A 12,279-nucleotide genomic window follows, 5' to 3' on the forward strand; every position below is an offset into this window, starting at 1 on the left:
GTCACTTGATGCCCGCCTTGCCGGGCACATAGGCCAGCTTGCCCGCCGCCAGCTCCTCCAGGGCCACGGTGACGGGCTTGGCCGCGCGGGGCTCGATCACCGGCTCCGCCCCGTCGACCAGCTGGCGGGCCCGGCGGGCGGCCAGCACGACCAGGGTGTACTTGCTGTCGACCTTGTCCAGGAGGACGTCCAGGGTGACCCGCGGCGCCTCGCTCCGCTTCTGCTGCTCCATGTGCCTCGCCCCCTTGAGCCTCTCCCCCGTCGGCGGCGTCAGCCACCGATGCGCCCGCCGGCCCGCACCCGTTCGACCAGGTGCCGCCGGCGGCGGGTCCGCAGCTTCTCCGCCCGGATGATGGCGACGATGTCGTCGGCCGCCCGGTCGGGGTCGTCGTTCACCACCACGTAATCATAACGGTCGACGCAAGCCATTTCGAAGTCGGCGCTGGCCAGCCGCTGGCGGCGGGCCTCCTCCGACTCGGTGCCCCGCCGTTCCAGGCGCCTGCGCAGCTCCTCCAGGGAGGGCGGCATGGCAAAGATATACACGGCTTCGGGGTAGATGTCCATGAGTTTGAGGGCGCCCTGCACGTCCTTCTCGCAGATCACGTCCCGCCCTTGCCGCAACCAGGTCTCCATGGGCTCCCGGGGGGTGCCGTAGTAGTTGCCGTAGACCTGGGCCCACTCGACCAGCTCCCCCGCCTCCACCCGCCGCTGGAACTCCTCCGGCGAGACGAAGTGGTAGTCGATCCCGTCCACCTCGTGGGGACGGCGGGGGCGGGTCGTGACGGACACGGCGTACACCAGCTGGGGCAGCCGCTGCTGGAGGCGCTCCCGGATGGTGCCCTTGCCCGCCCCGGAGGGCGCGGAGAGGACGATCATCAGACCCGGCCAGGACGCCGGCTCCGCCGGCGCGGCCTGGCGCCCGCCGGCCGCACGGGTTGCTTCGGATTGTCCACCGTCCATGGGATCCCTCACTCGCCCTCCCGGGCAGACAGCAGGCGGTGGGCCACGGTCTCGGGCTGGACCGCCGAGAGGATGATGTGGTTGCTGTCGGCGATGATCACCGCCCGGGTCCGGCGGCCGTAGGTGGCATCGATGAGGCGGCCGTCGTCCCGGGCCTCGCTGATCATCCGCTTGATCGGCGCGGACTCCGGGCTGACGATGGCCACGATCCGGTGGGCCGAGACGATGTTGCCGAAGCCGATGTTGACCAGCTTGATGTCCACGCAACCCCGCCCCTTCCTGGCGCCCCGGCATCCCCACCGGCCGGTCCTCCGGCCCGGACCGGGACGACGCCGGACGCCCGCCGGCACCGCAACGGCCCGCACCGCACCGTCTCCCGGGCCTGCGGGCCTATTCGACGTTCTGCACCTGCTCCCGCATCTTCTCCAGCTCGGCCTTGACCTCCACCACCCACCCGGCGATGGCCAGGTCGCCGGCCTTGGCCCCGATGGTGTTGATCTCCCGGTGCATCTCCTGCAGGAGGAAGTCCAGCCGCCGCCCCACCGGCCCGCCCTGGGACAGCAGGTCGCGAAATTGCCGGCAATGGCTGCGCAGGCGGACGCACTCCTCGCTGATGTCGCTGCGCTCGGCCATCAGGGCGACCTCGGCCGCCACCCGCTGGGGGTCGAGGCCGCCGTGGCCCCATTCGGCCAGCCGGCTCTCGAGCCTCCGGTGGTAGGCCTCGACCACCTCCGGCGCCCGGGCGGCGATGGCGTCGACCCGGGTCTCCACCTGCGCGGCCCGCTGCCCCAGGTCCTGGGCCAGCGCTGCCCCTTCGGCCTCCCGCATGGCGACCACCTGGCGCAACGCCTCCTCCAGGGCGGGCGCCAGCAGCGCCCAGAGGGCGTCCAGGTCGTCCTCGGCCTGTTCGACCCGCAGCACGTCGGGGAGGTCGAGCAGCATGTCCACGTCGATGCTGCCCGGCAGGCGCAGGACCCGGCGCAATTCTTTCAACGCCTCATAATACGCGTGGGCCAGGTTTGTGTCAACGTGAACGCTTCTCACAGGCGATGTCAGGCGATCTATGCGCACGGTGACATCCACGCGCCCGCGCTCGATGTACCGCGCCACCGCACGCCGGATCCGGTCCTCTAAGGCCCCGTACTCCCGGGGCAGCCGGACGGCCACGTCGAGGAAGCGGTGGTTCACCGTCCGGATCTCCACGGCCAGCCGGTGTTCGGCCGATTGGGCACCTGCGCGCCCGAAGCCCGTCATGCTGCGGACCACGCCCATCCTCCCCGCTACGGTGTGCTCGCCCGCGGCGGCCCGTCCGGTTCGTCCCCGCCACCGTCGCCGCCCATCATCCGGCCGCCCGGACCGGCCCGGGGGCGGTGCCGCCCCGGGGTGCCCTGGGGTTCCGGTGGGCCGGATGCCGGAGCCATGGCCGCCTCAAGGGCATCCGGCTCCCAGGGGAGGGCCCGTTCCAGAACATCCCAGGGGACGAGCCCCGCCAGGAAGGGGCCGGCCCCGGCCGCCAGCTCCCTGGCCAGCTGCTGGGCCGCCTCCCGCCAGGCGGCGGCTTTGGGCAGGGGTGGAACCCGCCGATCCCCCTGCCCCGGTCCCCTCGGGCTCCCTCCCGGACCGGCCGTCCCCGCGGCGCCGCCGGCCGGGGGCGCCGGCTCAGGCCCCGGGCGCCCTCCCGGGGCGGGATCTGCCCCGCCGGCCTCTGCGGGGCGGCGGCCCGGGGCGACCAGCCGGCGGAACTCATCCCGGTCGAGCCACTGCCAGCGCCCGCCGGGGAGCACCACCGCATCCAGCACGCCGTCCACGTAGACCAGGCGGGCCGGCCCACCGCCCTCGCCGCCCTCCCGCACCAGCCGGGCCGGCGTCGACAGGTTGAGGTAGTAGCCCTTCAGCCGGTACGGGACCGCACCGCCCGCGCCGGCCGGGCGTCCCGGCGGGCGGGGCGGGGCCGCCAGACCCCCGCCGGATCCACCGGCCCCGGGCCCGGCGACCCGGAAGACGTTGTACCAGCGCCCGGCGAAGTAGACCTCCAGCAGCCGGTCTCCCGGGGCGAAGGTCAGGGGCCCGGCCGCCACCGGCCCGCGGGACCACACGGCGGCCACGGCCCACCAGCCGGGCCCCTCCAGCAGGGTCCCCTCCCAGGTCGCCTTCAACCGGCCCGAGGCCAGCCAGGCCTCCACCCGCACGGGCCGTACGGACCGGGCCGGCCCCCCGGGCTGTCCCGGCGGCCCGGGGGCACGCCCCGGCGCCGGCTGCCGCGACCCGGGTTCCGGAGCCTCTCCGGCGGCTCCCCCCATGGCCGTACCCCACCGCCTCCTCCGCCGCCCGGTCCCAGCCCGGGCGCCCCATGAAGCCGCGCCTCAGGCCAGCACCCGGCGCAGCCGCTCCATCGCCTCGTCCAGCCGGTGATCGGGCACCGTCAGGGAGATGCGGAAGTAGCCCGCCCCGTGGTCGCCGTAGGCGGACCCGGGGGAGACGACGACCCCGGCCTCCCGCAAAAGGAAGGCGGCGAAGTCGCCGTCGCTGCCGAAGCGCTCCGGCACCCGGGCCCAGATGTAGAAGGTGGCCCGGGGCCGCGAGGCGGCGATCCCCACCTGGGCCAGGGTGGCCAGCACCTTCTGCTTGCGGCCCTCGTAGAGCCGGGCCAGGCGCTCGAACCAGGCGGGCGGCGTCTGTTCGAGGGCGACGATGGCCGCCTCCTGGATCGCGTTGAACTGGCCCGAGTCGGTGTTGGTCTTCAGGGTCGCCAGGGGCCGCAGCAGATCGGCCCGGCCGACGGCGAAGCCGATGCGCCACCCCGTCATGTTGAAGGGCTTGGAGAGGCTGTGGAACTCCAGGGCGACGTCCCGCGCCCCCTCGGTCTGGAGGATGCTGGGCGCCCGGTACCCGGGCTCGCCCACCTCCGTGTAGGCGGCATCCTGGATGACCAGCACGTCATGGGTGCGGGCGAACTCCACCACCTGGCGGTAGAACTCCGGCGTGGCCACGGCCCCGGTCGGGTTGTTGGGGTAGTTGAGGAACAGCAGCTTGGCGCGGCGCGCCACGTCGGCAGGCACCTGGTCCAGGTCGGGGAGCCAGCCCCGGTCCTCCCGCAGGGGCAGGACGTAGGGCTCGCCGCCCGCCAGCAAGGTGTGGGCCTTGTAGACCGGATACCCCGGATCGGGCACCAGCACCACGTCGCCCGGGTCCACGTAGGCCCAGATCACATGGGCCAGGCCTTCCTTCGACCCGATGAGCGCCAGCACCTCGCCCTCGGGGTCGAGGCGGACGCCGAAGCGGCCCTCGAACCAGCGGGCCACCGCCTGGCGGAACCGCCGGGAGCCGGCATAGCTGGGGTAAGGGTGGTTGGCGGGATCGGCCGCCGCCCGTTGCAGGGCCTCGACGATGTGGGGCGGCGTGGGCTGGTCCGGGTCGCCGATGCCCAGGCTGATCACGTCGACGCCGCGGGCCGCCGCCTCCGCCTGCATCCGGTCGAGCTCGGCGAAGAGGTAGGGCGGGATGCGCTCCAGCCGCCGTGCCGGTTGGACCATGGGTTCGACCTCCTGTCGCTGCTCGCTCTCAGTGGGGATCGAAGACGACGTCGGCGATGTACGCCGCAGGCCCCGTCATGTACACGTGCCCGTCCTCCGCCCAGCGGATGTCCAGCGGGCCGCCGGGCAGTTCCACGGTGACGTGGCGGCCCGTCCGCCCCGTCACCGCGCCGGCCACCGCCACCGCGCAGGCGCCGGTTCCACAGGCCAGGGTCGGGCCAGAACCCCGCTCCCACACCCGGACCCGCACCCGCTCGGGCCCCAGGACCTGGACGAAGTGGGTGTTGACCCGCTGGGGGAAGGCGGGATGTTGCTCGAAGGCGGGCCCCAGCCGCTCCAGGTCCACGGCGGCGGCGTCCTCCACGAAGACCACGCAGTGGGGGTTGCCCATGGACAGGGCCGTCACCGTGTAGGTCCGCCGGCCTCCCGGCGCCTCCACCTCCAGGGGCACCTCGACGGCCCGCTCGCCGGCGGGGCCCGTCATGGGAATCGCCCCCCGTTCCAGCCGGGGCGCGCCCATGTCCACCGTGACCCCCGTCACCTGCCCGCCGTCCAGGTGGAGCCGCGGCCGGATCGGCCCCGCCCCGGTCTCGACGACGAACTCCGTCGCCCGGGTGTAGCCCCGGTCGAAGACCAGCCGGGCCAGGCAGCGGATGCCGTTGCCGCACATCTCCCCCTCGGAGCCGTCGGCGTTGAAGATCCGCATGCGGAACTGGGCGCCGGGCTCCCGGGGCGGTAGGACCAGGATCAGCCCGTCGCTGCCGATGCCGAAGTTGCGGTCGCTGACCGCCCGGGCCAGGGCCGGAAGCTCCTCTTCCGGTGGAACCGGGTCGACCAGCCCGTCGAGGAACAGGTAGTTGTTGCCCAGGCCGTGCATCTTCGTCAAGCGGATGGCCCGGCCCGCCGTCAAGAGGGCCACCTCCTCCGACCGAAAGAAAAAGGCGGCCGCTTCGTGGGCCGCGGAAGCCGCCACCCGCGGTCCCGCCCTGCCGTGGCGGCCAAGACGGGAGGCCCGCGGCCGGGTGGACCCGAGGCCCTTCCGGACCCCCGGCGGCGTCCGATGGCCCGCGGCCCCGGCAACCAGGGGCCGGGGCCGCGGCGCGGTCGCGCCCATCTCATGTTAGCATACTCTGGTTCTGCGTCGTCCCCGTCCCTCCGGCCGGCCCCGGCGGCATCCGGGCCCTCAGTTCCCGGACGAACCGGCCACCGCCGGCCGGGGCTGCCCGCCGGCCAGCGCCCGCCGCACCAAGAGGGCCACCCAGGGCAGCAGGACCCCGCCCAGCACCATCACCCAGTCCCCGGGGCGCAGGGGCACCGTGTAGAAGTAGCGGGCCAGCGGCGCCCAGTAGATCACGGCCAGCAGGACGGCCACCGAGGAGGCGACGGCGGCCACCAGGGAGGGGTTGGCCGCCAGGGGCACGTCGAAGGCCGACCGCCGTTCGGAGCGGCAGTCGAAGACGTGGAGCATCTGGCTGAGCACCAGCCCCGCCAGGGCCATGGTCCGGCCCCGCTCCAGATCGCCGCCCGCCGACCCCAGGACGAACAGCAGCAAGGTGGTGAGGCCGATGACGATCCCCCGCACCACGATGCGCCGTCCCAGGCCGCCGGCGAACAGGCTCTCCTTGGGGTGCCGGGGCGGCCGGTTCATCACGTCGGGTTCGGCCGGCTCCAGCCCCAGGGCCACCGCCGGCAGCCCGTCGGTCACCAGGTTGACCAGCAGGATGTGGATGGGCCGCAGGGGAAGGGGCAGGCCCGCCAGGAGGGCCAGGAACATCACCAGGATCTCCCCGGTGTTGCATGCCAGGAGGTAGCGGATGAACTTGCGGATGTTGTCGTAGATGGCCCGGCCCTGCTCCACCGCGGCGACGATGGAGGCGAAGTTGTCGTCGGTCAGGATCATGTCCGCCGCCTCCCGGGTGACGTCGGTGCCGGTGCGGCCCATGGCGATGCCGATGTGGGCCTCCTTGAGGGCGGGGGCGTCGTTGACCCCGTCCCCGGTCATCCCCACCACCTCGCCCTGGCGCTTGAGGGCCCGGACGATGCGGAGCTTGTGCTCCGGCGCCACCCGGGCGAAGACGGCCACCTCCCCCACCCGGCGGGCGAGCTGGTCGTCGTCCAGGGCCTCCAGGTCCCGGCCCTCTAAGACCGGGTCGCCCTCCCGCAGCAGGCCCAGCTCCCGGCCGATGGCCGCGGCCGTGCGGGCGTGATCGCCCGTCACCATCACCGGCCGGATCCCCGCACCACGGCAGCGGGCGATGGCCGCCGGCACCTCGGGCCGGGGCGGGTCCATCAAGCCGATCAGCCCGACCAGGGTGAGCCCGTCCTCGGCCGCCGCCGGGTCTTCGGGATCATCGCCGGGGTCCAGGGGGCGCGTGGCCACCGCCAGGACCCGCAGGGCCTGGGCCGCCATGTCCGCCGCCGCGTCCGCCATCCGCTGGCGGTCGCCAGGGGCCAGGGGGACGGCCCGCCCCTCCCGCCAGAGGAACCGGCACCGCTCCAGCACCACCTCCGGGGCACCCTTGACGTAGCTGGCCGCCCGGCCGCGTTCGTCCCGGCAGACCACGGCCATGCGGCGCCGCTCGGAGGAGAAGGGGTGCTCGGCCAGCCGGGGCCGGGCCCGCTGCAGGCGCCGGGCGTCGATCCCGCCGGCCCAGGCCGCCTTGACCAGGCCGACCTCCGTGGGATCCCCCGTCGGGTCGTCGGAGGCGGAGACGGGCACCGCGTTGTTGCAGAGGGCGACCGCCTCCAGGAGCAGGCGCAGCTCGGCGCCGGGGCCGGCATCGGGGCCGGTGCCCGGCCCGGCCTTCGGCCCGGCGCTGGCCCCGGCGGCCGGCCCGGCCGGGTCCCCGTCCCCGTCTCGACGTGCCGCCGGCGAACCCCGGCCGGGCTCCACCGGGGCTCCGGGGGCGGCCGGGGAGGCGTCCGGCCGCCACGGTTCCCCCTCCCCGCTCCGGGTGAAGACCCCCGTGGCGGTGACCGCCCGCCGGGCCGTCATGCGGTTCTCCGTCAGGGTCCCCGTCTTGTCGGAACAGATCACCGTGGCGCAGCCCAGGGTCTCCACCGCGGGCAGCCGCCGGATGATGGCGTTGGCCTGGACCATGCGCTGGACGCCCAGGGCCAGCACGATGGTGACCACCGCCGGCAGGCCTTCGGGGACGGCCGCCACGGCCAGGCTGACCCCCGCCAGGAACATGGCCGTCAGGCGCTCGCCCTGGACGACCCCGAGGACGACCACCACGGCACAGACCGCCAGGGCGGCGCTGACCAGGACCCGGCCCAGGTGGGCCAGCCGCTGCTGGAGGGGCGTGGGCTCGGTCTCGGCCGACTCCAGCAGCCCGGCGATCCGCCCCATCTCGGTCTCCATGCCCGTCGCCACCACCACCGCCCGGGCCCGGCCGCGGACCACCGTCGTCCCTTGATAGACCATGGTCGGCCGCTCGGCCAGGGGGGCGTCGGCGGGACAGGTGGCGGCCGCCGACTTCCCCACCGGCCGGGACTCGCCCGTCAGGGCGGCCTCCTCCACCCCCAGGCTGTGGGCCTCGAGGAGCCGGGCGTCGGCGGGGATCCGGTCGCCAGCCTCGAGCAGGATGAGATCGCCCGGCACCAGCTCCTCGGCGGGCACCACCTGCCGGTGGCCGTCCCGGACGACCCGGGCCTGGGGCGCCGCCAGGGCCTTCAGCGCCTCCAGGGCCTGCTCGGCCTTGTGCTCGTGCAGGAAGCCCAGCAAGGCGTTGATGACGACGATGACCAGGATGGTGATGGCGTCGGCCTGCTCGCCCAGGGCGGCCGACAGGGCGGCGGCGCCGACCAGGACCAGCACCAGCACGTCCTGGAACTGCACGGCCAGCTTGCGCCAGAGGGGATCCCGCCGCCCCTGGCGGAGGCGGTTGGGCCCGTGGCGACGCAGCCGGCGGGTGGCCTCCGCGGCGGTCAAGCCCGCCTCGCCGTCGGTGGCCAGGCGTTCCAGGCACTGCCCGGGCGTCAGGGCGTGCCAGGGGATGGACGAACCCGCCCCGGGCGACCGCCCGCGGCCGCCGCGACCAAGGTCAGGCCCACCGCCGGCGGGCCCGCCTTGGAGCCTGCTGCCGGTGGGCTCGCCGCCGGGTCCCCGCGGCCCCTCCGGGCTGGCGCCGGCACCGCGGTCTGGGCCGGACCGGCGGGCTCCGCCACCGGCAGGGTTCCCGGCCGCCGGGCGGGAACTTGCTCCCGGGGATCCGGTTCCGGCCGGGCGCCACCGGATCCCGGGGCCGGCCCGCCCCGGGCGGCGGCCTTGGGCCGCGGCCGGCCGGCCCTGAACGGAACCGGCGCCGGACGGGAAGCGGGATGATGCGTCACCATGGCGAAGTGAGGGATCGCGACCTGGACGAACCACGGCCTACCTCCTCCCGCCAGCCCCGGCGCTGCGGCCCGCGCCCGGGGGCCGCGACGGGCAAAAAGGGGCCAGCGTCGCGGGCCCGCCGCCTCGGGCGGCCTCGACCGCGGCATCCGGGGCCGCGCACCATGCCTATGCGCCCGGGACGGGGCCTATGAGGGACAAGGCTGCCCCGGAACGGGCCATCCGGGCTGGTGCGGCCTGTGGGGGGCCGGGGCGCAGGCCCGGGGGGACGGGCCCAAGCCGCAGATCAGGACGGGAGCCGGGGGCCGGAGGCCGGAGGAGCCGGGGGCCGGGGAAGTAGGACGGGCGGGAACCCGCCCGGTCTGCCCGGCGTCTAAAGGGCACCACGATCCCCCAGGGAGGGGTGCAGCATGGAGGGCGGAAGGCATAGCCACCGACGCGGGGCAGGCCGCCCGAGCCGCCGCGCCAGGGTCGTCCCCATCGCCATGGTCCTGGCGTTGCTGGCGACCCTGGCCCTCGTGGCCGGCTGCAGCGGGCTCGGTACGCCGGCAGCCGGCGCTGGCGACCGGGCCGGCGGCGCCGGCGACGCCGGCGGAGGAGCGCAGGCGTCACCGGCTCAACAAGGCTCGTCGGAGGTGGACGGGGTGATCCTGACCGCGGACAAGGACCGGTACCGCCCCGGCGATCCCATCACCCTCACGGTCCGCAACGACACGGCGGCCGAGATCCAGCTCACCGGAGGCCTGGGCGGGCTCAAGGCGTGGCGCGTGGACGGGGGCCAGCGGCGGCCGTGGGAGCACGGGATGGTGGAGACGGGCGCCCTGGTGCGCGTTGCGGCGGGCCAGTCGGCCCAGCTGGGCCCCATCCCCGCGCCGGAGGAACCGGGCCAGTACCTGCTGGAGATCCACTTCTACCATCAGGGCGGTGGCCCCGCCGCGGCATCCGTCACCGTGGTGGTCGAGTAAGCCATCCTGGGCGCCCGGACAGGGCGCGGCACCGCGGTCGGGCCCGGCCCCACGGCAGCAGAGCCTGCCCGGCCCCACGGCACCGGGCCCGGCCCGGCCCGGGACATGAAGCCGGCGCCTAGCCCGGCCCGGGGCGTAAAGGCGGCGCTTAGCCCGGCCCGGGTCGCAGCCGGTTCCACCCGCTGGGGGGCTTGCGGCCGGCGGAGCTGCCTCTCGGGCCCGGTCCGCGGCCGGTTCCACCCGCCGGGGGCTTGTGGCCGCCTGGAGCGCCCCGAGCCCGGGGCCGCACCCGGTTCGACCCGCCGGGGGGCTTGCGGCCAGCGGGGTCGCCCCCGGGCCCGAGGCCCCGGCCGGTTCCACCCGCTGGGAGGCTGGCGGCGGGCGGGGTCGCCCCCGGGCCCCGGGCCGCAGCCGGTTCGACCCACCGCAAAGCTGGCGCCCCGGCAGGCCGCCTCTCAGCCCCTCTGCCCCTACGGAGGAACCGGTCCCCAGGGCCACAGAACGGACGCGAGATTGAACAGGGCGGGAACAGGGCGGAAAAGGCTGGGAACAGGATGGGAAAAGGGCGGAAAAGGGCGGGAGCCTCTGGGCCCCCGCCCTCCGCCTTTCCGGGCTGCCTTTCCCCCGCACGGTCTGGGCACGCTCCGGGACCAGGACCGGTCGTCCCCAGGTCGACCGGGGCCAGCCCGCCCCCGATCACCCCGGTCGCCGGCGATCTCCGGCATTACGCCGGGGTGGCCGGCGCCGCCCCGGCCGCCGCCCGCTCGTAGTCCCGGAAGACCTGGGCGATGCGCTCCTCTTCCGACAGCGGCCGGCCCGTCGCCGGGTCGACGGCGACGCAGGCCCCCTCGACGATCCGGGTGCGTACCCGCCCGCAGGCAGCCTTGTTCCCCATCAGGTGGGGAGCATCCAGCAGGCCGATCTCGACGGCCAGCTTCAAGGTCCCCGGATCGCTCCAGGGATCGTCGACCCCCGCCGGGGCCAGGCTGCGGATCGCCTCCAGCAGCTGGCGGGCCTCCCGCACCAGCTGGTTCTTCCGCTCCTGGATCGCCGGGTCCCGCAGCATGTCCGGCAGCCCGTAGACGGCGTTGCGGATGGCCTGCTCGGCAATGCGGCAGGAGGCGATGACGTCCTCCGCCGTCGCGGCGTGGCTCGCCTCGGTGTAGGCGACCACGTGGACGATGTGGGGCTTGAGGGCCATCTGGATCAGAACCGACGAGGCGATCTGGCCCTTGGCCCGGTCCAGGTCCGCCGGATAGCTGGAGAGACCCGTCCGGGTCTCCCGAAGCACCCGGAAGTCGTCGCCCTCCAGCTCGCCCACCAGCTCCAGCTTGGCCAGCATCTTCGCCAGGTCCATCTGGAACGAGGTGCCCGGCGGGTTGTTGAACATCAGCTGCTGGACGTAGGTCCGCACCCCGCAGCGGCGGGCGTTGTACGCGGCCAGGAAGGCGGCGGCCACGGCCACCGTGTCCGGGGCGTCCCGCAGGCTCCAGTGATGGGACTCGTTCATCTCCACCGGGATGCCGTGGCGGGCGTGCCAGCGCATCAGCTCCTGGGCCTCGGCGATGGACTCGTTGAGCGGCCGCTGGCTGCGCCCGTCCAGCTGGCTGTACCAGAAGAGGGGCACCGCGCACCAGGCGTTGTTGATGGTGTCCCTCAGCATCTCCGCCCACTTCAGCGTGTCCCGCGTTCCGCTGTAGCACCGCATCAGGGGGTAGTTGCCCCGCCGGGAAGCCTGGTAGATGGCCCGCAGGTCGTCGGGGCTGCGGACGGGCACGCCGCCGGCGCCGTGTTCGTCCGGATCCATCTCCTCGGGGCGGAAGAAGTGCTCCTGGGCGTTCTGGTCGGTGCCCAGGGAGATCACGTCCAGGCACCGGGCCTCGGCGATCTGCTCCACCCCGCGGATGGTGGCCTCCACCGACGGCAGCCCGAAGTGGTGGCGCAGGATGGGATAGGGGTGCTTGAACTCGATCCGCTCCACCAGGGTCTGGGGGTAGTCGACGGCGTCCTGGCGGGACGGGCCCCCGCGCAGGTAGGCGATGATCTCGTCGACGGTGGTGTCCGCGTCGAAGACCGCCTCGAAGAGGCCCAGGCGCCGGGCGTGGTCGCAGACGGCGCCGACGCCGCCGAAGATGAAGCGCTTGTGGGCCAGGCCCATCCGCTCGGCCTTCTCCTTCAGCTCCGCCAGCACCCGGGCGCCCGTCTCCGGCGTCAGCCGGTAGCCGACGGCGATGATGTCGGGGTCGTCTTCCAGGGCGGCGCCCAATAGCTCGTCCACCGGGACCGCCGGTCCCAGGCAGAAGGTCTCGTAGCCCTGGGCCTCCGCCAGGTGGAGGAAGTTCACCACCCCGGCCACGTGGACGCAATCGCCCACCGCGGCGCCGAGGATCTTGGGCTTGCGGTCCAAAGGTGTCACCTCCCGCGGCCATCGCCGGCGGCCGCCGGCCGGCCCCTTCCGCCCGGCCCTCCCGTCCGGCCGCTGCGG

General features: G+C 74.8%; 10 protein-coding genes. 1 reads left to right on the plus strand and 9 read right to left on the minus strand.

The genetic code is table 11. The features are described 5' to 3' along the window. Nucleotide 1: 1 nt before the first annotated feature. The 8 genes from rpoZ to ACYQ02_RS02840 form a co-directional block, all read right to left on the minus strand. Nucleotides 2–232, minus strand: coding sequence for a DNA-directed RNA polymerase subunit omega (gene rpoZ, locus ACYQ02_RS02805; protein ID WP_460038915.1), 231 nt, complete (start codon nucleotides 230–232; stop codon nucleotides 2–4). Between the two features lie 38 nt (nucleotides 233–270). Then, complete coding sequence (gmk, locus tag ACYQ02_RS02810; RefSeq protein WP_460038916.1) at nucleotides 271–960, minus strand: guanylate kinase; 690 nt, start codon at nucleotides 958–960, stop codon at nucleotides 271–273. 8 nt (nucleotides 961–968) lie between these two features. After that, complete coding sequence (gene remA, locus ACYQ02_RS02815) at nucleotides 969–1,223, minus strand: extracellular matrix/biofilm regulator RemA (protein WP_460038917.1); 255 nt, start codon at nucleotides 1,221–1,223, stop codon at nucleotides 969–971. Between the two features lie 127 nt (nucleotides 1,224–1,350). Then, entirely contained in the window at nucleotides 1,351–2,226 is an 876-nt protein-coding gene (locus tag ACYQ02_RS02820) for a YicC/YloC family endoribonuclease (protein ID WP_460038918.1), read from the minus strand. A 14-nt stretch (nucleotides 2,227–2,240) separates the two neighbouring features. Next, entirely contained in the window at nucleotides 2,241–3,260 is a 1,020-nt protein-coding gene (locus tag ACYQ02_RS02825; protein WP_460038919.1) for a ribonuclease FAU-1 family protein, read from the minus strand. Nucleotides 3,261–3,323: 63 nt separating this feature from the next. Then, nucleotides 3,324–4,493, minus strand: coding sequence for an LL-diaminopimelate aminotransferase (locus ACYQ02_RS02830; RefSeq protein ID WP_460038920.1), 1,170 nt, complete (start codon nucleotides 4,491–4,493; stop codon nucleotides 3,324–3,326). A 28-nt stretch (nucleotides 4,494–4,521) separates the two neighbouring features. Beyond that, nucleotides 4,522–5,370, minus strand: a complete 849-nt coding sequence (dapF, locus tag ACYQ02_RS02835) for a diaminopimelate epimerase (protein ID WP_460039035.1) — start codon at nucleotides 5,368–5,370, stop codon at nucleotides 4,522–4,524. A gap of 306 nt (nucleotides 5,371–5,676) precedes the next feature. Next, entirely contained in the window at nucleotides 5,677–8,493 is a 2,817-nt protein-coding gene (locus tag ACYQ02_RS02840) for a cation-translocating P-type ATPase (RefSeq protein WP_460039036.1), read from the minus strand. A 746-nt stretch (nucleotides 8,494–9,239) separates the two neighbouring features. Here ACYQ02_RS02840 and ACYQ02_RS02845 point away from each other — a divergent pair. Next, nucleotides 9,240–9,794, plus strand: a complete 555-nt coding sequence (locus ACYQ02_RS02845; protein ID WP_460038921.1) for a hypothetical protein — start codon at nucleotides 9,240–9,242, stop codon at nucleotides 9,792–9,794. A gap of 724 nt (nucleotides 9,795–10,518) precedes the next feature. Here the strand turns inward: ACYQ02_RS02845 and ACYQ02_RS02850 are convergent. Beyond that, entirely contained in the window at nucleotides 10,519–12,201 is a 1,683-nt protein-coding gene (locus ACYQ02_RS02850; RefSeq protein WP_460038922.1) for a cobalamin B12-binding domain-containing protein, read from the minus strand. Between the last annotated feature and the right edge of the window lie 78 nt (nucleotides 12,202–12,279).

The organism is Thermaerobacter litoralis (assembly GCF_054654595.1).

Bases quoted from the DNA above. Each gene is read 5' to 3' on its own strand.
- rpoZ (WP_460038915.1), bottom strand. From the start codon at position 232: ATGGAGCAGCAGAAGCGGAGCGAGGCGCCGCGGGTCACCCTGGACGTC.
- ACYQ02_RS02830 (WP_460038920.1), bottom strand. From the start codon at position 4,493: ATGGTCCAACCGGCACGGCGGCTGGAGCGCATCCCGCCCTACCTCTTC.
- ACYQ02_RS02845 (WP_460038921.1), top strand. From the start codon at position 9,240: ATGGAGGGCGGAAGGCATAGCCACCGACGCGGGGCAGGCCGCCCGAGC.
- dapF (WP_460039035.1), bottom strand. From the start codon at position 5,370: ATGCACGGCCTGGGCAACAACTACCTGTTCCTCGACGGGCTGGTCGAC.
- gmk (WP_460038916.1), bottom strand. From the start codon at position 960: ATGGACGGTGGACAATCCGAAGCAACCCGTGCGGCCGGCGGGCGCCAG.
- ACYQ02_RS02825 (WP_460038919.1), bottom strand. From the start codon at position 3,260: ATGGGGGGAGCCGCCGGAGAGGCTCCGGAACCCGGGTCGCGGCAGCCG.